The following is an 18,287-nucleotide window of genomic DNA, read 5'->3' as shown; positions in this document are numbered from 1 at the left end:
AAGTACAGCAATGTATGCAGGTGACTGGTACTAATAGGCCGAGGACTTACCACAAAGAAGCTACGCGTCCACTGTGCAATATCTGAAACAACACACGAGTAGTTGTTCGATAGCACAACCGAATACAGGTCCAAGAACGAAACACCACCCCCGACAATATGTGGGGGATGTGTTCTCCGACTGAGACCGCTCGTGACACTGTTTCGCAGAGTTACGGCGGCCATAGCGGAGGGGAAACGCCCGGTCCCATTCCGAACCCGGAAGCTAAGCCCTCCAGCGCCGATGGTACTGCACTCGACAGGGTGTGGGAGAGTAGGACACCGCCGAACACAACATCCCAAAATGCCCCTGACCTCGCGTGGTCAGGGGCATTTTGCATTCGAACCCAGCACCCACACAACACAATCGAAAGAACGCGTACGCACTGTGTACCGTGCTGGTTTCGTGTGGCACAGTCGTCTTCGATGAAACTTCCCGTCGACGGCCAGCGCGTCCGCAAGGTTCTCCTCGATTTCGACCTGACCGTCGAATTCGACAGCGGTGCCACTGTCGCGTTCAGTGAAGTCGTCGTCGACGATCTTGTGGTCGACGAAGACAATCAATTCGAGGGACTCAGGGCGTTCGCGGTGTTGCTCGGTGTCGTTTGCGATGAAGCCGAGTTCGACGAATCCGGTGTTCTTCGTCTGACGTTCGACGGACGGACTCGGGTTGTGGCCCATCCACGACAAGAGGTCGAGTCGTGGGAATTCTGTGCGGCCGACGGGTCGACCGTTCTGAGTGGTGCCGGGGGCACCGTCGAATCGTGGCCGGCACCGCCGCACCGAAGCGACGAAGAATCCACTCGGGAGGGTCTGCCCTCGATCGGTGCGACGGTTGTTCGCATCTCGACCGGCGACGATGCTTCCGTAGAATTCTCCGACGGAACTCGCCTGAATTTCGATCTACCGCTCGACGCGGGTTACTTGGTGCTGCGGGAGAGCGTTACTGCAAGTTCAGACGCGGGCGGGGACTGGGTCGTCGAGTTGTCGTCGGGGCACGTCATCTTCTACCGACCACGCACCACATAGGGCTTGCCGAACTGAGTTGCGACACCGTCCGAGTACAGCACCGAGTCGGGTGGTCGAGTACTGACCCCCGGAAGACCCGCAGCGGCAATCAATTGATCCGAGCAGTGGGTCAGTTCCGCGTCGACCAGGGCCCAATGTCGATGCACGTTCGGCACGTACAGCAGGTGCCCGCCCAGCGCGGTGTGCAGTCCCCACCGAGCGGTGAGGAAGACCGCCAGCGGGTCGTCGGACATGTCGCGTGTGCCCCGCACGATGCCGAAGTCCGTCGTCGCACCGCGTTTCGGCGGTGCCAGCCGTCGGCTTCGGTAGGAAATTGCTCGTTGATCGTCGTCGATATCGATCGATGCCCACCGGTAGGGGATACGTGCGGCATTGGTGCCCACAACTACTGCGAGTCGGGTCGCCTCGAGGGAGCGAAAGACGACACCGCGTCGACCTTCTGCGTCGATCGAATACAGCCGCACGTTGATCTCGCCGAAGGTCCCGAAGTACGGCACCGGGTGCCGATATCCGAGACCTGCACCGACCATGTGGAACCCGATGAGACCGACCCACGACGAACCGTCGAACTCGTCCGGTACGCACCCGTCCGGTAACAGCGGCGCTACGACCGAACTCGGTACTCGCCAGTGCAGGAAGGCGAGTCGTTCCCACCGCTGGTCCATCAGAATCGGACGAGGCAACAGCGGTGGCCGGGGCCAGAGGCGTCGGGCATCGTCGCGGTTCATGATGTCGAGGGTAGGCGCGCCACGTCAGGAGGCGGTGAATCTGGCGTGCACGCTGGCGGAGATCGTGATGTTCTCGGGCTTCAGGGCGAACGCGGCGGGCCCGGATTGTGCGGCAAGCATGCGGTGGGACGGCTCGGTGACGCCGCGTTCGGCAGACCCCGTCAGCAGTCCGGGATCGGCAACGGCCACGGCCGTCACAGTCACCCTTCCCAGGCTCGACGCATAGGCCTCTGCCTTGGACACAGCATCCTGCACTGCACGTTCGCGGACCTCATGGGTGTGGGCTTTCCTGCTCGGTTCGGTGAGGTCCCAGTCGAAGTGGTCGATCGAGACCCCGTCGAGAGCGGATGCCGCGTACACGAAGGCATCCACCAGGTCGAGTTGGCTGAACTTCACTTCGACGGACGCCTCGGCCTGGTAGACGTACGGAAGTTGTTCGCCGTCCTGATTGAACGGGCGGTGACGGGAACGCCGAACCTGATCGATGGTCCATCGATCGATCGGCCCGTGTTCACTGTTGTAGAGGGGTTCGATGAGGCGAGTGAGCTCACGTACGAGTTGCCCCGCAGGCTCCGACGCGGACTCGGCGCTGCGGCCGTCGGTACGCACCGTCAGGGACAACGTGCATTGTTCGGGTGGGTAGGTCACCTCGCCGTGACCGACGACGGTGATGTCGAGTGCTTCCGAGCTCATGGCGTCCAGTCTGGCATCCGGGCACGGGGATTCATCGAATCTCAACACTGCTGGCCGACGCGTCAGGTGCGGAGGACAATCGGGTCATGCTCCCTGTTCTCGATCTCGAGTCGTCCGAACACGACCCACAGACCTTCCGACGGGCTCTGCGCGAGGCAGCCCACGACTCGGGATTCTTCTACCTCGTCGGACACGGCATCGGCACCGACCGGATGGCCGACGTGTTGCGTTCGGCGCGGGCATTCTTCGCGGTGCCCGACGCCGTCAAGGACGAGATCAGTCAACTGAAGAGCCCACACTTTCGCGGCTATTCGCGAGTGGGCGGCGAGCTGACCAACGGTCGGGTCGATTGGCGCGAGCAGATCGACATCGGTCCCGAACGGCCGGCGATCGAGCATGCGCAGGGCTACTGGAATCTGCAAGGACCGAACCTGTGGCCGTCCGAACCCGAGGGCTTCCGCGAGACGTTCGAGCAGTGGGAGCGTTCGGTGTCGCAGATCGGACTCGCGCTGCTCCGACATTGGGCGGCCTCTCTCGGCGCGGACGAGCACGTGTTCGACGACGCGTTCGGCACTGCGCCGGCAACGTTGATGAAAGTGGTGCGCTACCCGGGGACGCCGGATCACTCGCAGGGCGTGGGTGCGCACAAGGATTCGGGGGTGTTGACCCTGCTCCTGGTCGAACCGGACTCGGTCGGTCTGCAGGTGGAGACGGCAGCGGATACCTGGGTAGATGTACCTCCTCTGGAGGGCGCGTTCATCGTCAACATCGGTGAGCTGTTGGAGGTGGCGACGGGCGGCTACCTCCGCGCGACACGGCATCGGGTGATTGCCCCCGGGCCGGGTACCGACCGGGTATCGGTGCCGTACTTCCTCAGTCCGGCACTCGATGCCGTCGTACCGATCATCACGCTGCCACCGGAACTGGCACGGCACTCACGTGGGGTCGAGGACGATCCCGACAACCCCATTTACGACACCTACGGGGAGAATGCGTGGAAATCCCGTACGCGCGCACATCCCGACGTGGCTCTGTTGCACCATGGCATCGTTCCGGCCGGGCACAGCTCCGCTCAGTGACGCCGGTTGCGACGTCCACTCGAGGCGCGCCACTGTGCCCAGGCACCGGTGCACCACAGCGCCCACACGATCAGAAGGGGTTGGAACAGCAGTCGGATGCCGCGTGCGGCATCGGAGTCGAGACCGAACGCGTCGGTGTGCGTGACGAATTGAGAGATGTTTCCCGGGAAGACGGCGACGAAGAAGGCGGCCACCACCCATCCCACGAGCGCTGAGCGAGCAGTCCAGAACAGGAGCGCAAGACCGAGAACGATCTCGACGACGCCCGAAGCCAGGACGACGAAGTCGGTGTCGACGGGCATCCATGTCGGTACCTGGGCCGCGAAGGTGCTGCGTGCCCAGAACAGATGGCTCAGACCGGCGAAGACGAGAAATGCTCCCAGCACGATCCGGCCGATGGTCCGAGATATCGATTTCGTCATTGCGCCATGAGACACCACGGGCACACTGGTGACCATGACCGGGACCACCACGACCGAGCATGCGTCGACCGATGCCACTCGGCGGCGCTGGGTACTGCACGTCGATCTCGACCAATTCATCGCAGCGGTCGAGGTGCTGAGGAACCCCGAACTCGTGGGCAAAGCCGTGGTGGTCGGCGGCAGGGGAGATCCGACCGAGCGTGGGGTGGTGTCGACGGCGTCCTACGAGGCACGGGCGAAGGGCGTCGGATCCGGAATGCCGCTGCGGATCGCAGCGAAGAAGATTCCCGACGCCGTTTTTCTTCCCGTCGACAAGCCGGCATACGACGAGGCGTCGGCGACGGTGATGGACACGCTGCGTTCCCTCGGGGTGGTGGTGGAGGTGATCGGCTGGGACGAGGCCTTTCTGGGCGTCGAGACCGACGATCCGAGGACATTCGCCAGGACCGTGCACGACGCGGTGTTCGATGCGACCGGGCTGCATTGCTCGGTCGGGATCGGGGACAACAAGCTTCGAGCGAAGATCGCCACCGATTTCGACAAGCCTCGGGGTATCTACCAACTCACCCAGGACAATTGGTACGAGGTGATGGGAGAGCGCGGCACCGATGCGCTGTGGGGAATCGGCAAGAAGATCTCCACCCGGCTTGCTGCACTCGGTATCACCACCGTCCGTGAATTGGCCGATGCGGACGACGCAGACCTTGCCGCGGCGTTCGGGCCGAAGATCGGGCCGTGGCTCGGTACGAAGGGTAGGGGGATCGAGCTGTCCCCGGTGACGTCCGAACCGTGGGTCGCGCGATCACACAGTCGGGAAGTCACGTTCCAGACCAACGTCGCCGACTGGACCGTGATCAGGGACGAGGTCGCGAATTTGACGTCGAAGGTGCTCGCAGACATCGAAAGCGAGAACCGGCCTGCGGTCCGCGCGGCACTGAAGATCCGGTACGTGCCCTTCGAGACGCATACCGTCAGCGCCCCGATCGCGGGCCCGCCTACCTTCGATTCTGCGATTCTCACGTCGGCCGCGGTGGCGCTGGTGGATCGGCTCGACCACAGCCGAGAGGTTCGCTTGATCGGTGTGCGACTGGAAATGGTTCCGCCGCAGCCGAAACCAGCGTCCTAGTTCACTTTCGGCCGGCAGCCCACTTCATTCCCCAGCCGTACTTCTTGTCGAGATCGGCTTGGCTGCCCTGGATGTACTCCACCTCGCGCGTCACGGTGATCCCGGCGGACGTGTTCTGCAGCAACGCGATCGAGCAGATCCGTGCCGAGTTCTCGGCCGAGTCCAGGCGAACCTCCACCTGTGGACCGCTGGTGGGGTACAGGGTCACCACGCCGTCGACCGCAGCCCAGTTGGGCGCGCCGTCGTAGATCATCGCGAAGATCAGAATGCGCGTGAACTTGTCGGGGTCGGCGAGATTGATGTGCATGTTCTCCCCGCCGCTGACCGAACCCGAGCGGTCGTCGCCGTCGAGCGCGATGAACGGCGGCTGCTGCAACGAACCGAAGCTGTTTCCCAGTGCCTGAACGACGCCCTTGGAACCGTCCCGCAGCTCGTAGAGGCAGCCGAGGTCGAGGTCCACCCCTCCGGTGCCGTACGACGCGGCGGCCAGCTTCGCCAGAAAGCCTTTCTTCTTCGGTTGCGCGGCAGGTGCGCCGCTCGACCAGTTGAGATTCACCCGCATCGACCCCTGCTTCTCACCGGACTTGGTCAAACTGATGGTGGGCGACGCCTTGGACAGCGTCACCTTGCTCAGATTCACCGACGCGGCGGGCTGGGCGGGCTGAGAGGGCTTGCGGGTGTAGTCGATGGCCATCGTGGAGCCTTCCGAAACGGTCGAGTTCCGGATCGCGATGTCCGGTTTGGGCGGTCCGTCGAGAATAACCGCAACCGGGGTCGACGACGTGGGCCGGGAGTGCACTATGGAGTTCTCACGTTCGAAACCGAAAGGAACCGATGAACCCGGTCGTAGAGGTCGCGCAAGGGAAACTCAGTGGTCGCACAGTTGCGGGGGTGAGCGCCTTCAAGGGAATCCCGTACGCGGCACCGCCCTTCGGTGCACACCGCTTCCAGGCACCACAGCAACCCGAGTCGTGGGAGGGCGTCCGGCAGGCCACCGAATTCGGCCCGACGGCTCCCAAGCCCGGATTTCCCAGCCCGATCGACCAGATTCTGTCCGAGGTGGCGATCGACGGAGACGATTGCCTGAACTTGAATGTCTGGACGCCCGACGTCGAGGCTGCGGGGTTGCCGGTACTGGTATGGATTCACGGTGGGTCGTTCACCAACGGCAGCGGCGCGGTACCCACGTACGACGGCACCGCCTTCGCCCGCGACGGAATCGTGTGCGTCACCATCAACTACCGATTGGGCGTCGACGGATTCCTGGCGATCGACGGAGCGCCCGCCAACCGCGGTCTGCTGGATCAGGTTGCGGCGCTCGAATGGGTGGCCGCCAACATTGCGGCGTTCGGCGGCGACCCCGCCCAGGTGACGGTTGCGGGGGAGTCGGCGGGCGCGATGAGTGTGGGCACGCTGCTGTCGATGCCTCGCGCGAAGGGGCTGTTCCGCCGCGCCATCCTGCAGAGCGGCGGCGGGCACCATGTGCTGACGGAGGAGACCGCGAAGAAGGTCACCGCGGCGTTGGCGTCGGACCTCGGTGTGGAACCCACCGTCGACGGTTTCGGTTCGGTGCCGGTGGTGGACTTGACGGCCGCGCAGACCGCGCTGTCGAATCGTATTGCCAAGCAACCCGATCCGCGTCTGTGGGGCGAGCTGGTCCTCAATGTCATGGCGTACGAGCCGCACATCGACGGGGACGTGGTGCCGGCCCGGCCGATCGATGCGATCGCCGCCGGCTCGACCGCAGACGTCGAGATCATGGTCGGATCCAACTCCGACGAACACGCGCTGTTCTTCGTACCCAGCGGCGTGTTCCGGCACATCGACGAGAATCTGCTGCGCATGGCCATGGCGGGCATGGGTGCCGACGCAGACCGGGTGCTCGAGCTCTACCGCGCCGACACACCCGACGCCACCGCAGGTGAGGTCATGATGGCCGCGATGACCGACTGGTTCTTCCGAATTCCTGTCATCCGTATCGCCGAGGCTCGTTCGGGTTGCGCGACGTATATGTACGAATTCGCTTGGCCGTCATCGTCGTACGAGGGCAAGCTGGGTGCCTGCCATGCAATCGAGATCCCGTTCGTCTTCGACAACCTCGCCGAGGGCACCGGAGGTTTGCTCCTCGGGCCGAACCCTCCGCAGAAACTCGCCGACCGGACTCACCGCGCCTGGGTGGACTTTGTCACGGCAGGCGACCCGGGCTGGGCCCCGTACGGGTCGGAGCGAACGGTCATGACGTTCGACGAGGAGTCGGCTTCGGTGCAGGATCCTCGTGCGGCACAGCGGGAGCTGTGGGACGAGATCCGGTAGACGACAGCACCGGTGGTACATGCCGTACCACCGGTGCCGTATCTGGATCAGGGGCGCGGAACGTTACGCAGGTTCGACTTCGCCATCCGAACTGCTTCTCCTACACCGCCGTTGAGGACCACCTTGCTCATCGCGAGCGCGAAGCCCTTGAGCTGCTCGCCGGTGAGGGTCGGCGGCACCGACAGTGCCAGCGGATCGGTGATCAGTTGCACCAGGGCAGGCCCGTCCGTGGCGAACGCGGTTTCGAGTGCGCCGCGAATATCACCCGGCTGGTCGACGCGCTGCGCGTGAATGCCCGCAGCCCTGGCGATTCCGGTGTAGTCGACCTGTGGCACGTCTACACCGAAGTCGGGGAGGCCGTCGACGAGCATCTCGGCCTTGACCATGCCCAGGGTCGAGTTGTCGAACATGACGATCTTCACCGGCAACTTGTACATCGCCACGGTGAGGAGTTCGGAGAGCATCATCGAGAATCCACCGTCACCCGAGATGGAGACGACCTGACGGCCCGGGTGCGCGAACTGCGCCCCGATGGCGTGCGGTAGCGCGTTGGCCATCGAGCCGTGCAGCATCGAGGCGACGAAAGCTCTTCTGCCGGTGGGGTTGATGTATCGGGCGGTCCACACGTTGCACATACCGGTGTCGGTGGTGAACACGGCATCGTCGTCGGCCAGATCGTCGAGCACGGACGCGGCGAACTCGGGATGGATCGGCACGAGCTTCTCGGCATTGCGGGTGTACGCGCCGACTGTCTTGCCCATCAGGTCGTTGTGCTTGTCCAACCACTTCTCTGCGTAGCGGCGATCGGTCTTGCGAGTGACCAACGGAGCCAACGCGTTCAGAGTTGCACTCACGTCTCCGTGGATGGGGTACTTCACCGAAGTACGGCGGCCCAACTTGGTCGGATCGATGTCGATCTGCGCAGTCGCGACATCCTCGGGAAGAAACTGTTGGTACGGAAAGTCGGTGCCGAGCAGGATCAACAGATCCGCGTCGTGGATACCGGCGTGCGCAGCTCCGTAGCCGAGCAGGCCGGTCATGCCGACGTCGTACGGGTTGTCGTACTGGATGAACTCCTTGCCGCGCAACGAATGTCCGACGGGAGCGCCGATGGTGTCGGCGAATGCGACGACCTCGTCATGGGCACCCTTGACGCCGTAGCCGGCGAAGATCGCGACCTTCTCGGCATTGTTGATGGCGTCGGCCAGCTGTTGGATGTCGGCGGCGGGCGGAGTGACGACGGGAGTCGACGGAATGGCGATGGGATCCATTGCGCCGGCAGCGGACAGCTCGGCAATGTCACCGGGGAGCGTCACCACCGATACTCCGCCGCCGGTGATCGCTGCGTTGATTGCAGCGCGAAAGACGCGCGGTGCTTGCTCGGCGGTGGAGACGAACTCGTTGTACAGCGAGCATTCGACGAACAGGCGATCGGGGTGCGTCTCCTGGAAGTACCCCGACCCGATCTCGCTGCTGGGAATGTGGGATGCGATCGCGAGAACCGGTGCGCCGGACCGGTGTGCGTCGAACAGCCCGTTGATCAGGTGCAGGTTACCCGGTCCGCAGGAGCCGGCGCAGACGGCGAGGGTGCCGGTGGTCTGCGCGTCCGCCGATGCCGCGAAAGCAGCAGCTTCCTCGTGGCGAACATGGATCCAGTCGATGCCGCCTTTGGCCGATCCTCCGGTCCGACGCACCGCGTCGACCACCGGGTTGAGACTGTCGCCGACGATTCCGTAGATGCGCCGAACTCCGGCGTCGACGAGTCCGCGAACGAGTTGATCGGCCACTGTGGTGGACATAGGTTTTCTCCTCGGATGTAGTAGCGCGCCGCGGGGTCGATGTGCCCTGTGCGCATTCTCGACGCCTTCCCGGCGTCGAGGGTGTACGAAACATCCTGGGTAGGTACGCGTGAACCGTCAAGGGCGAAGGCCCTGGTCACAGCGGACGCGATCTTCGTCACGTGGGCTTTTTCCCGTCAGCACCCAACCGAATGTGGGGGTGGCCTTACGCCGACATCCGCAGTATCCGCACAGAAGCCACGGTTCCGAGCACCAGCACTCCGGTCGCGATGGCGAAGGCGATCGCGTACGAATCCCCGATCGCCGGCGCGACGACCAATGGACCCACCACCTGCCCGACGCCGTAGACCGCCGTCAGCGTCGCCGCGGTACGGCCGATGGGAAGTGTGTGCGCTGTGCTCATCGTCAGCATCGTGATGCCCATGAACGTTCCCCCGAACAGCAGCGCCGAAAATGCGGCGGCGACGGGGTTCGCCGTCAGGGCGGGAAGTACTGCGGCCACGGTCTGCAATGCGAACGCTGCTACCAGAGCTTTGCGCAGGCTGGTTCGGCGTGCCACCCCTTGCCACAGCACCGTCACCGGCACCGCAGCCAATCCCACGACGATCCACACCGCTGGACCCACCGACGTGCTGCCGTGGCCACTGACCGCCGCAACGAGGAATGTGCCGACGACGATGTACCCGAGGCCCTCGAGGAAGTACGCGACGAGCAATGTCCGCCACACCGTGCGGGTTCCGGCGTTCACCTCGCCCGCCTCGGACCGCCCCGCAGGCTCGGGGTGTACCCGAAGCGTCCACGCCGGGGCGACGAGCACCGCGGTCAGTATCGCCGAGCACAACCACAGCGCCTCCCACGACAGATGTGGTCCGGCGAGCAACGTCAGAATGCCCGACGCTGCAATACCTGCACCGACGCCGCCGAATGCGATTCCTGGTGACGCACCGTCGGCTCTGTGCTCGGTGACGGTGCTCGCGCAGGCGATGAACACCGCGGCACTCGCCAGGCCGGCCAGGAACCGCAGCGCCGAAAACGTTGCGGTGGAATGCACTGCAGCCATCGCCAATTCGCTTGCGATGAGCACGAGCGTCCACAGCCTGAACGACGTCGTCGTATTGATCGACGGGCGCACCGACAACACGATCGCGCCGACGAGGTAGCCGGCATAGTTCGCGGTTGCGATGACGGCACCGCTGCTCGGGGTCACCTCCGCCGCGTCGACCATGATCGGTAGCAGCGGCGTGAACACGAATCGTCCGACGCCCATCGCGGCCGCGAGTCCGGCCGCGGCAGCGAACGATAATCGACGGCCGTTCATTGCGATCGCCCTCCTAAGTCGTTAGCCGCGCCAACGGTACGCGTTGGATCCCCGTCTCATCGACCCGAGCAGCAGGGAACCGATCGCACCACCGGTGCGTCCAATACCTGATACCGACTGTGGGGGACGCATGAGTGAGACGAAGTACACCGACGCAGAACGACCTATCTGGGTCCCGTACTGGCCGAACACGTTGGGCCGCCTGTGGCAGGCCGTCATCGCGATTGTCGCGGTGGTAGCCATTGCGATCTATCGCGGACGGCTCGAGGTGCACGGAAGCGACAATGGGCACACGATCGGATCGATCGCTCTACTTGCCCTCATGGCTTGCGTTTGGATCGGCATCAACGACAACGTGATTCGATGGGGAATCCCCGTCCGATTCGTTCGGCGCGTCGAGGACCACGCGCTCGGTAGCGGCGTCTGCATTCCGCCTCGGACCGCCAAGTTCTGGTCGATCACGGTCGCGTCCCTCTTGGTGTCAGGAATGGGGGTCGCCCTGTCGAAGAGTGACGTGTTCGGCGCGGCCGGTATGCCGATTGCTGGAATTGCCATCGTTGTACTGGTGGCGACGCTCGGCTTCCGCAGCAGCGTCGAACTGCGCTTGTTCGCGGACGGATTTGTCAGACGCAGACGGTCGTGCATGTTCTTCTTTCCGCACACTCACGACATCCTCGTGCGCTGGGGCGATGTGGAGCAGTACGAGGCCTCGACGTACCGAACGTCAGAGAAGCGGGGGAGTGGGTTCACCGAGCCCGTACTGTATGTCCGAGCGACTGGCCTCGGTATCGAGCGTCCCCGCGACCGGCTGGATCAACCGGACCGGATGGCGATTCGCATCCATTTGCTCGCAGCCGAGCCGAATGCCGTTCTGGCATTGATGAAGTGGTGCACCGACGGCCCGGTCAACCGGATCCGCATGACCGGCTACGACTCACCCGACCTGCTGGTGCCACCACCGCTTCGTGAGCGACTGGAACTGTCGCGGTCCTAGCTTCGACACGGAACCGATCACGGGCTCGCTGCGTCAAACCCGATGACGCCGATTCACCGGGCGTCGATACAGTGCGACTCGGGGGAGCGTCATGACAGTGAATGTGGATCCAGTGATCCTGCGGCAGTTCTCGAATGTGCTGTCGGGAACGGGGGAGGTGATCGCCGAGTTGGACACCCTCGCCCCGTTCCGAGCATCCGAGAATGCGCTGCAGGGTACCGACTTTCGCGCAGCGTGTGCGGCAGCGTCCGCAGCGGCTGCGGGAGCTGTTGCCGCTCTGGCAGGCCGAGCCGAATGCGTTGCGGACATCGCCCGTGGTGTCGCGCAGAACTACGAGATCACCGACGACGACCTCGCCCGCCGCCTCGCTGCGATGGACCAGCCGAAATGACCCCGACCGTGCCGCACGTCGCCGGCTGGGAGCCGCAGTCGATGCGCAAGACGATGATCGAACTGGCCGAGATAGTCGAGCGCGTCAACGGCCAACGAACCGGGGTCTTGGAAGAGCAGGACACTCTGGCCGAGACGTGGACCGGCGACGCGGCACGCGCCGCAGCCGATCGCGTAGTGGCCGAATGCTCCCGGATGAGCTCCGTCTGCAGCGAAATCGACTCGCTCGCCGCTGCATTCGAAGGTGCAGCCGATATCGTCGAGGCCGCCCAAGCGCACGTGCAGGCTCAGGTGTCCGCGGCTACGACGAGCGGGTTCGCGGTACGGGCCGACGGTGTGGTGAATCCCGAAGGGATGATCGCGCTGATTCCCGACAGCCTGGGTGACGAGAAGACGCGTCGAGCCGACGAACTGCGTTCTGCAGCAAATCAATTGACCGAGGACATCCAGAGTGCTCTGCGCCAGGCCGAGAGTGTCGCTCTCGACGCTGCGCAGCAGCTGGCCGAGCCCACCGAGGTGCTGACGGCGCTCGCCCTCGACAATCCCACCGGAAAGTTCGTCGAGAACCCGGACGGGTCGTTCTCCTGGATGCCGGACTGGCCGTCGACCATCGCGGCGTCGGTCGTCGGAGGCATGGCCGCCGTGACAAGGCGGGCGCTGGAAATACCCGGTGTCGAATCCGTCGACGACGTTGCCAAGAACATCGGACGCGGGCTCGGGGTCTTCGGAGTCGTTGCGGGTGCGATTCCCGGAATTGCGGGAAAAATCGACGAGGGCGTGAATCCGGCCGAGGCCGTGATCGTCGAGGCGACGCCGATAGTCGCGGGAGCAATTACGACCTGGGCGTTCGGAGCCGTGGGTGGCATGGCGGGTTCCATTTTTCCGGGGCCCGGCACGGTGGCCGGCGCTGCTGCCGGGATCGCTCTGGGCCAAGTCGTCAGCTACGGCGTGGAGAAGTTGTTCGAGGCGGCAGGAAAATGAGCGAGATCAGAGACGATCGCACGCCCCAGACCGAGGACGTGCTGCGTAAGAGCCTGGTAGCGCAGAAGTATCCATTGTGGGTGCGGACGTGGCGCAGTGTTCACCTGGGTTGGCTGGTAGCTCTCGGAGTTTCGTCTGCAGTCCTTGCCGCGACGATCGTGGCTCCGGTTCTCCTGTTCGGGACGCTTTCCGGGGAGACCGTTCTCCTCGTGTCGCCGCTGGTGCTCGCGGTGCTGATACCGCTCGCAGCGGCCGTGGTGTTGTCCGGCATCGGGTCTGCGCGGCTGTCGCTGTTCGTGCGACCGGTGACTGTCGCCGGAGTCGGCCGAGGCGTGGCAGTGCCGGGGCGGGGGACTGTGTTGTATCGCAGCGGAATACTCGCATTCGCGTTGGTGTCCGGCCTGTCCTACATCCACTGGGGAGGAGACGCACGGGTAAGTACAACGCGTCACGACCTGGGCGTCGTAGTCATGTCGCACTTCGGCGCTCCGATATGTCTGCTGTTTTTCGCACTGAGTGTGCTCGTCGTCAACCGGACCCGAATTTCACTGCATCCCGATGGCCTCGTGGAGGAGATCTACCGGCGCCGCGGATGGAAGGCCACCACTGCAATCACGGTTGTCCCGTGGGACGGGATCGTCGAGCTGCAGCCGCGGACGCATCCGAATCCTGCGGTGTCGCATTCACATTGGTACCCCACCATCCGAGTCGTGTATCGCGACCCTGCCGGTGGAACGGATCAGGTGCTGGTCCTGATGGCGTGCGAGAAGAAGGTCGAGCCCAACGCACTGCTGTCCGTACTGCAGTGGTGTCGGGCCAATCCCTGGGGCCGTGCGCAGCTTGCCCACGACGACGCGCGAGAGCTACTGCGCCCGCCTCGATTCCTCGATCGCATCGAAGCAGACCGAGCGGCGTCGATGTCGGGTCGACGGGACGTCCAGTGACAACTCGGGAACAATCGATGCAGGGCGTTCTGCAACAGCGTGGTGTCGAGCTCGCGCCCGTACATCTCGACGAATGCGCAAGGTTCGGTCTGGAGCTCCCTGCGCTGCCGGGGTGGGATCTCGTTCCTGCGCATCTGTTTCCGCACGCCACCGCGGTGCTGTGTTCTCCGGCAGATGCGGTCGACGGGTTCGTTCCCAACGCGGCAGTCTTGACCGGAAAGTTGACGCGGTCACTCGATCCGCAGACCCTGCTGGCTTGTGGGTTCGGCGACTCCCGGGCACTTCCGGAATGGATCGACGTCAGCTACGACCGCGACCCGTTCTGCGGTCTACCGTCCGTTTCGATTGCGGGTCGGTACGAGTGGGAGGGTCGGACGTTGTTCGCCCGGACCCGGTATGTCGTCGTCCACCACATCGTCGATCAGTACCTCGTCCAACTGACGGTTACCCTGCCCGACCAGATGAGGTCTCGCTTGCTTTGGGCGACAGGTGTATTCGTGGACGAGGTTCGTATCGGGCATCGATAGCTCACGCAGGGATCTGTTGTACCACCGCAGCGACGGCCTCTGCCTGGTCTGCGATACGAGGGCCCCATCGACTCGACAGGTCCTCGTCCATCGGGAAGATCCGGCCGTCGCGGACGGCGGTCATCGATCCCCAACCCGGTCGCGACGAGACGGAAGCGGCTGTGACGCCACAGCATTGGGCGTCGGCAAGAAACACCACATCCGGGTTCGACGTGATGACGGCCTCGTCGGCGAGCTGCGGGTAGTCGCCGGCGTCGGAACCGTCGGCGACGCTGGTGAGTCCGAACAGACCATAGATCTGCCCGACGAAGCTCGCACTCGTCACCGTGTACAACGTGTCATCGAGTTCGTGGAAGTACGTCAGCGCCGCTTCGCGCTTCGGGACGCTCGCGACGGCTGCATCGATCCGGTCACGAGTCCGGGATACGACGGCATCGCCGTCGGCGTCGTGGCCGGTGGCGTCCGCGACGCGCTCGATCTGCGAGTAGGCATCGTCGATGCTCGTCGCGGCAGGCAGCACCAGCGTCGGAACGCCTGCCTCGGCCAGTGTCGACGTCACGAGGCCCAGGTCGGTGGAGGCGATCACCAGATCGGGGTCGTACGCCACGATCGCTTCGAGGCTCGGGGTGAACGCCGACAACCCTGTCTTCGGAGCATCGGCGGGGAAGTCCGATTGATCGTCCACGGCCACCACCTGGTCGCCCGCCCCGACGGCGTACAGCGTCTCCGTCGCGGTCGGGCTCAGCGACACGATCTTCTGTGGAGCAGCTTCGATGGTGACCGAGCCGCCGTCCGAGCCGGACGTGATCGTCCTCGGAAACTCGCCACTCGCCGCGGGTGCCGGATCGGCGGCGGGTGGCGCGTCCGTTTCCGTGGTGCTGCATCCCGCCGCTACGAGCGCGACGACCGCGAACCCGGCTGAGATCATTCGTGCCGATCGACGCTGCACTGCCACTCCTGTGTTGTCCGGTTTCTCTTCGAACGCCAACACTATCGGGGAGCGGTCAACGCCCCAGGCTCCGTGCCAAGTACCTACCGGTGTGGGTGTCCGAGGCCACCAGCTCGTCGACCGTCCCGGTGAAGGTGATCAGCCCGCCGTTGTGGCCGCCGTCCGGGCCGAGGTCGATGATGTGGTCCGCTGCGGCGACGACGTCGAGGTTGTGTTCGATGACGATCACCGACCTGCCTTCGTCGACCATCCCGGACAGCAACGCGATCAAGTTCGACACATCCGACGGGTGCAGACCTGTCGTCGGTTCGTCGAGCACCAGCACCGAAGACGATCCGATCAGTTCGGTGGCGAGTTTGAGACGTTGCCGTTCGCCGCCGGACAGTGACGACAGGTTCTGTCCGAGGGAGAGGTAGCCGAGTCCGACGTCCCGGCAGCGGCGCAGAATGTCTCGAATCTTCTTGACCTCGAAGAAGTCCTGCGCATCCTCGACGGACATCTCGAAGATGTCGGCGATGCTGACGCCATCGACGGTGTGCCGGATGGCCCCGGAGCGAAAGCGCCTGCCCTGACACGTCTCGCAGGTACTCGTCACGGGATCGGTGAATCCGAGTTCGGTGAAGATGACACCGCTGCCCTGGCAATCGGGGCACGCGCCGTCCGAGTTGGGGGAGAACAGCGACGGCGGTTGCCCGGTCTTCTTGGCGAAGTACGCGCGGATCGGATCGAGCAGACCGGTGTAGGTCGCAGGGGACGAACGGCGTGAGCCCCGGATCGGTGCCTGGTCGATGACAACGGCGTCGGGCGCGGCCTCGCGCAGGTGTCCGTGGATGAGGCTCGACTTCCCGGAACCGGCGACACCGGTGACGGCTGTCAGTACCCCGAGCGGGATGTCGACGCTGACGTCGCGCAGGTTGTGGGTTGTGGCACCGAAGATGCTCAGCCAGCCCGAAGGCGCACGGGGAGTCCGTATCTCGGCGTCATCACGCCGGAGCGCGGAGCCGGTCCTGGTGTCGGCTCGGCGGAGCTCGTCGAAGGTTCCCTCGAAGACCACTGTGCCACCGGACTTTCCGGCGCCCGGTCCGATCTCGACGATGCGGTCGGCGATGGCCATCACCTCGGGGTCGTGCTCGACGACGAGGACGGTGTTGCCCTTGTCGCGCAGCGCGAGCAGCATGTCGTTCAGGCGGTGGACGTCGCGAGGATGCAAACCGGTCGTCGGTTCGTCGAAGACGTAGAGCATGTCGTTCAGCGTGGCTCCGAGGTGACGAACCATCTTGATGCGCTGGGATTCACCACCCGAGAGCGAGGACGTCGCACGGTCCAGGCTCAGGTAGCCCAGGCCGAGATCGACGAGCCTGGTCAACTGCGTGACGATTTCGGCGGTGACGGAGTGCAGGCCCTTGATGTCCCATTGTTCGATACGGTCGGCGAGTTCGGAAACCTGCATGGCGAACGCGTCGGGCAGGGACAGTCCTTCGAGAGTGGCACCGCGGATGGTGTCGTTGTAGCGGGAACCGCCGCAGGCCTCGCAGACGCCGCGCGTGACGATGCGCTCGAAAGCGGCTTTGGACTTGCCCTTGAGTGCATCGGCATCCTTGGCGAGGTAGCTTCGGCGGAACCTGGACACGATGCCTTCGTAGCTCTTCATGACGGCGTCGGGATTGGTCACCTCGACCTCGCCGGGCTTGGCGTCGAAGAAGAGGTGACGCTCGCGCGCCGAGTACTGCTCGATCGGGACGTCGAGATCGAACAGGCCCGAGTCGGCGAACACCCGGTACGGCCATTTGCCGACCTCGAAGTCGGGATGCTTGAACGGGCCCTCGCGCAACGACTTCGACTCGTCCACCAGTTCGCAAAGGTCGACGACCTTCGCCTCGCCGAGCCCCTCGCATTCGAGACACATCCCGGCGGGGTCGTTGAACGAGAAGGCGTTGGCGTAGCCGATGTTCGGCGTGACGGCGCGGGACCACAGCATGCGCAGCCAGTCTCCGATGTCGGTGATGGTGCCGACCGTCGACCTCGGACCACCGAACAGTCGCTTCTGATCGACGATGACGACGGCCGACAGGTTCGCGATCAGGTCAGCATCCGGTCGGCCGTAGGACGGCAGAAACGTCTGCGCGAACGCGGTGAACGTGGAGTTGATCTGCCGCTGGGCCTCGGCGGCGATGGTGTCGAACACCAGTGACGATTTGCCCGACCCGGAGACGCCGGCGAACACGACCAGCGAGCGTTTCGGCAGATCGAGGTCGACGTCGCGCAGGTTGTTCTCTCGGGCTCCACGCACGACGATCGTGGACAGTGCATCGGTAGGTGGCTGGTTTTGTGCTACTAGCTGGGGCTCGGTCATCGCGTTGTCGATTGCCTTTCGCCGCGCCCCGAAGGGCGTACACCCACGTTGGTTCGCGCAGTGCCGCCGCAGCCTACCGTACGGTGTACGGAAACGCCACAGGTAACGGATCGACGCAAGGAGCGATCCATCAAAGACGGCTGCTGTGGTGGGGGTTTGTCGTAACGAAAGGTCTCGATGTCGACGAGAAGGCATGTGTTCGCAGCCTGCATTGTCGTGTTGCCGATGCTGGCGGGGTGCAGCACGCCGCACGCAGACGTCGGCACGGAGGTCGAGGCGGTGCCAGGGGGAGGCCTCACGCGCTCTACCGTTGTGCCGAGGATCGTCATCCCCGATACCCCGACGGTCGAGAGGCCCGCACCCGCAGCCCCCGCCTACATGCCTCCGGTTGTGTGTACGAATCTGCAGTCTGCGCAGAACGCGATCCAGGCGGCCGGTGTCTTCTACTCCCGCAGCGCTGACGCGTCGGGGGAGGGCCGGATGCAGGTCAACGATTCGAACTGGATTGTCGTCGAACAGGATCCGGCTCCCGGTGTCCTCATCGGCGAGGGCGAAGCGGTGTTGTCGGTGGTCAAGATCGGAGAACCGAACAACTGTTGACGGG

18 protein-coding genes and 1 rRNA gene are annotated in these 18,287 nt (G+C 64.4%); 11 read left to right on the top strand and 8 right to left on the bottom strand.

All coding sequences use genetic code 11. The annotated features are described in order from the left end of the window. Positions 1-212: 212 nt before the first annotated feature. Both rrf and J1M81_RS17210 read left to right on the top strand, forming a co-directional pair. Positions 213-329: ribosomal RNA gene (gene rrf / locus J1M81_RS17215) — 5S ribosomal RNA — on the top strand. A gap of 135 nt (positions 330-464) precedes the next feature. After that, positions 465-1,067, top strand: a complete 603-nt coding sequence (locus tag J1M81_RS17210) for a DUF6188 family protein (RefSeq protein ID WP_206498457.1) — start codon at positions 465-467, stop codon at positions 1,065-1,067. On the opposite strand, the gene J1M81_RS17205 is transcribed toward J1M81_RS17210, so the two are convergent. Together J1M81_RS17205 and J1M81_RS17200 are read right to left on the bottom strand one after the other, a co-directional pair. Continuing rightward, positions 1,046-1,795 carry a YqjF family protein gene (locus J1M81_RS17205; protein ID WP_241258200.1) on the bottom strand — a complete coding sequence of 250 codons (750 nt, stop codon included), beginning with the start codon at positions 1,793-1,795 and terminating at the stop codon, positions 1,046-1,048. The genes J1M81_RS17210 and J1M81_RS17205 overlap by 22 nt on opposite strands. A gap of 24 nt (positions 1,796-1,819) precedes the next feature. After that, positions 1,820-2,488: an SIMPL domain-containing protein gene (locus J1M81_RS17200; RefSeq protein ID WP_206498456.1), complete on the bottom strand. Its 669-nt coding sequence runs from the start codon at positions 2,486-2,488 to the stop codon at positions 1,820-1,822. 86 nt (positions 2,489-2,574) lie between these two features. Between J1M81_RS17200 and J1M81_RS17195 the strand changes: the two genes are divergently transcribed. Beyond that, positions 2,575-3,567 (top strand): isopenicillin N synthase family oxygenase, encoded by a 993-nt coding sequence (locus J1M81_RS17195; RefSeq protein ID WP_206498455.1) that lies wholly within the window; start codon positions 2,575-2,577, stop codon positions 3,565-3,567. Here the strand turns inward: J1M81_RS17195 and J1M81_RS17190 are convergent. After that, positions 3,561-3,989 carry a DoxX family membrane protein gene (locus J1M81_RS17190; protein ID WP_230593324.1) on the bottom strand — a complete coding sequence of 143 codons (429 nt, stop codon included), beginning with the start codon at positions 3,987-3,989 and terminating at the stop codon, positions 3,561-3,563. The two genes, J1M81_RS17195 and J1M81_RS17190, sit on opposite strands and share 7 nt — an antisense overlap. Positions 3,990-4,023: 34 nt before the next feature. On the opposite strand from J1M81_RS17190, the gene J1M81_RS17185 reads away from it, so the two are divergent. Continuing rightward, entirely contained in the window at positions 4,024-5,115 is a 1,092-nt protein-coding gene (locus tag J1M81_RS17185) for a DNA polymerase IV (RefSeq protein WP_206498454.1), read from the top strand. Between the two features lies 1 nt (position 5,116). Here J1M81_RS17185 and J1M81_RS17180 read toward each other — a convergent pair whose 3' ends face one another. Beyond that, positions 5,117-5,809, bottom strand: a complete 693-nt coding sequence (locus J1M81_RS17180; RefSeq protein WP_032369113.1) for a Tellurium resistance — start codon at positions 5,807-5,809, stop codon at positions 5,117-5,119. A 140-nt stretch (positions 5,810-5,949) separates the two neighbouring features. Between J1M81_RS17180 and J1M81_RS17175 the strand changes: the two genes are divergently transcribed. Further along, complete coding sequence (locus J1M81_RS17175; protein ID WP_206498453.1) at positions 5,950-7,428, top strand: carboxylesterase/lipase family protein; 1,479 nt, start codon at positions 5,950-5,952, stop codon at positions 7,426-7,428. Positions 7,429-7,475: 47 nt separating this feature from the next. Here J1M81_RS17175 and J1M81_RS17170 read toward each other — a convergent pair whose 3' ends face one another. Both J1M81_RS17170 and J1M81_RS17165 read right to left on the bottom strand, forming a co-directional pair. Next, entirely contained in the window at positions 7,476-9,227 is a 1,752-nt protein-coding gene (locus tag J1M81_RS17170) for a pyruvate dehydrogenase (protein ID WP_201011512.1), read from the bottom strand. 205 nt (positions 9,228-9,432) lie between these two features. Further along, on the bottom strand, positions 9,433-10,545 hold the full coding sequence (locus J1M81_RS17165) for a YbfB/YjiJ family MFS transporter (RefSeq protein WP_206498452.1): 1,113 nt from the start codon (positions 10,543-10,545) through the stop codon (positions 9,433-9,435). Between the two features lie 130 nt (positions 10,546-10,675). On the opposite strand from J1M81_RS17165, the gene J1M81_RS17160 reads away from it, so the two are divergent. From J1M81_RS17160 to J1M81_RS17140, 5 genes are all read left to right on the top strand, one after another. Further along, a complete protein-coding gene (locus J1M81_RS17160) occupies positions 10,676-11,539 on the top strand; it encodes a hypothetical protein (RefSeq protein WP_206498451.1) in 864 nt (287 codons plus the stop codon). Positions 11,540-11,630: 91 nt separating this feature from the next. Then, positions 11,631-11,930 carry a type VII secretion target gene (locus J1M81_RS17155; RefSeq protein ID WP_032388477.1) on the top strand — a complete coding sequence of 100 codons (300 nt, stop codon included), beginning with the start codon at positions 11,631-11,633 and terminating at the stop codon, positions 11,928-11,930. Then, on the top strand, positions 11,927-12,910 hold the full coding sequence (locus J1M81_RS17150; RefSeq protein ID WP_045840882.1) for a hypothetical protein: 984 nt from the start codon (positions 11,927-11,929) through the stop codon (positions 12,908-12,910). Before J1M81_RS17155 ends, J1M81_RS17150 begins: the two co-directional genes overlap by 4 nt. Next, the gene (locus tag J1M81_RS17145; protein WP_032375306.1) at positions 12,907-13,854 is read left to right on the top strand and encodes a hypothetical protein; all 948 of its coding nucleotides are present in this window, start codon (positions 12,907-12,909) and stop codon (positions 13,852-13,854) included. Before J1M81_RS17150 ends, J1M81_RS17145 begins: the two co-directional genes overlap by 4 nt. Before the next feature lie 17 nt (positions 13,855-13,871). After that, positions 13,872-14,381, top strand: coding sequence for an LpqN/LpqT family lipoprotein (locus J1M81_RS17140; RefSeq protein ID WP_196249600.1), 510 nt, complete (start codon positions 13,872-13,874; stop codon positions 14,379-14,381). Between the two features lies 1 nt (position 14,382). On the opposite strand, the gene J1M81_RS17135 is transcribed toward J1M81_RS17140, so the two are convergent. Then, positions 14,383-15,309 (bottom strand): ABC transporter substrate-binding protein, encoded by a 927-nt coding sequence (locus tag J1M81_RS17135; protein WP_206498509.1) that lies wholly within the window; start codon positions 15,307-15,309, stop codon positions 14,383-14,385. Positions 15,310-15,385: 76 nt separating this feature from the next. Further along, positions 15,386-17,683 (bottom strand): excinuclease ABC subunit UvrA, encoded by a 2,298-nt coding sequence (locus tag J1M81_RS17130; RefSeq protein WP_206498450.1) that lies wholly within the window; start codon positions 17,681-17,683, stop codon positions 15,386-15,388. A gap of 177 nt (positions 17,684-17,860) precedes the next feature. On the opposite strand from J1M81_RS17130, the gene J1M81_RS26425 reads away from it, so the two are divergent. Next, positions 17,861-18,283 (top strand): hypothetical protein, encoded by a 423-nt coding sequence (locus J1M81_RS26425; RefSeq protein WP_241258199.1) that lies wholly within the window; start codon positions 17,861-17,863, stop codon positions 18,281-18,283. The last annotated feature ends 4 nt before the right edge of the window (positions 18,284-18,287 follow it).

This window comes from Rhodococcus sp. KRD175 (genome assembly GCF_017168275.1).
In the GTDB taxonomy this organism is placed as follows: domain Bacteria; phylum Actinomycetota; class Actinomycetes; order Mycobacteriales; family Mycobacteriaceae; genus Rhodococcoides; species Rhodococcoides fascians.
Note: the sequence above shows the minus strand (reverse complement) of the source record. Positions and strands in the feature narration are given on the sequence as shown.

Excerpts from the sequence above, each read along its gene's own strand:
- J1M81_RS17210 (WP_206498457.1), top strand. The coding sequence starts at position 465 with ATGAAACTTCCCGTCGACGGCCAGCGCGTCCGCAAGGTTCTCCTCGAT.
- J1M81_RS17205 (WP_241258200.1), bottom strand. The coding sequence starts at position 1,795 with ATGAACCGCGACGATGCCCGACGCCTCTGGCCCCGGCCACCGCTGTTG.
- J1M81_RS17200 (WP_206498456.1), bottom strand. The coding sequence starts at position 2,488 with ATGAGCTCGGAAGCACTCGACATCACCGTCGTCGGTCACGGCGAGGTG.
- J1M81_RS17195 (WP_206498455.1), top strand. The coding sequence starts at position 2,575 with ATGCTCCCTGTTCTCGATCTCGAGTCGTCCGAACACGACCCACAGACC.
- J1M81_RS17190 (WP_230593324.1), bottom strand. The coding sequence starts at position 3,989 with ATGACGAAATCGATATCTCGGACCATCGGCCGGATCGTGCTGGGAGCA.
- J1M81_RS17185 (WP_206498454.1), top strand. The coding sequence starts at position 4,024 with ATGACCGGGACCACCACGACCGAGCATGCGTCGACCGATGCCACTCGG.
- J1M81_RS17180 (WP_032369113.1), bottom strand. The coding sequence starts at position 5,809 with ATGGCCATCGACTACACCCGCAAGCCCTCTCAGCCCGCCCAGCCCGCC.
- J1M81_RS17175 (WP_206498453.1), top strand. The coding sequence starts at position 5,950 with ATGAACCCGGTCGTAGAGGTCGCGCAAGGGAAACTCAGTGGTCGCACA.
- J1M81_RS17170 (WP_201011512.1), bottom strand. The coding sequence starts at position 9,227 with ATGTCCACCACAGTGGCCGATCAACTCGTTCGCGGACTCGTCGACGCC.
- J1M81_RS17165 (WP_206498452.1), bottom strand. The coding sequence starts at position 10,545 with ATGAACGGCCGTCGATTATCGTTCGCTGCCGCGGCCGGACTCGCGGCC.
- J1M81_RS17160 (WP_206498451.1), top strand. The coding sequence starts at position 10,676 with ATGAGTGAGACGAAGTACACCGACGCAGAACGACCTATCTGGGTCCCG.
- J1M81_RS17155 (WP_032388477.1), top strand. The coding sequence starts at position 11,631 with ATGACAGTGAATGTGGATCCAGTGATCCTGCGGCAGTTCTCGAATGTG.
- J1M81_RS17150 (WP_045840882.1), top strand. The coding sequence starts at position 11,927 with ATGACCCCGACCGTGCCGCACGTCGCCGGCTGGGAGCCGCAGTCGATG.
- J1M81_RS17145 (WP_032375306.1), top strand. The coding sequence starts at position 12,907 with ATGAGCGAGATCAGAGACGATCGCACGCCCCAGACCGAGGACGTGCTG.
- J1M81_RS17140 (WP_196249600.1), top strand. The coding sequence starts at position 13,872 with ATGCAGGGCGTTCTGCAACAGCGTGGTGTCGAGCTCGCGCCCGTACAT.
- J1M81_RS17135 (WP_206498509.1), bottom strand. The coding sequence starts at position 15,309 with ATGATCTCAGCCGGGTTCGCGGTCGTCGCGCTCGTAGCGGCGGGATGC.
- J1M81_RS17130 (WP_206498450.1), bottom strand. The coding sequence starts at position 17,683 with ATGACCGAGCCCCAGCTAGTAGCACAAAACCAGCCACCTACCGATGCA.
- J1M81_RS26425 (WP_241258199.1), top strand. The coding sequence starts at position 17,861 with ATGTCGACGAGAAGGCATGTGTTCGCAGCCTGCATTGTCGTGTTGCCG.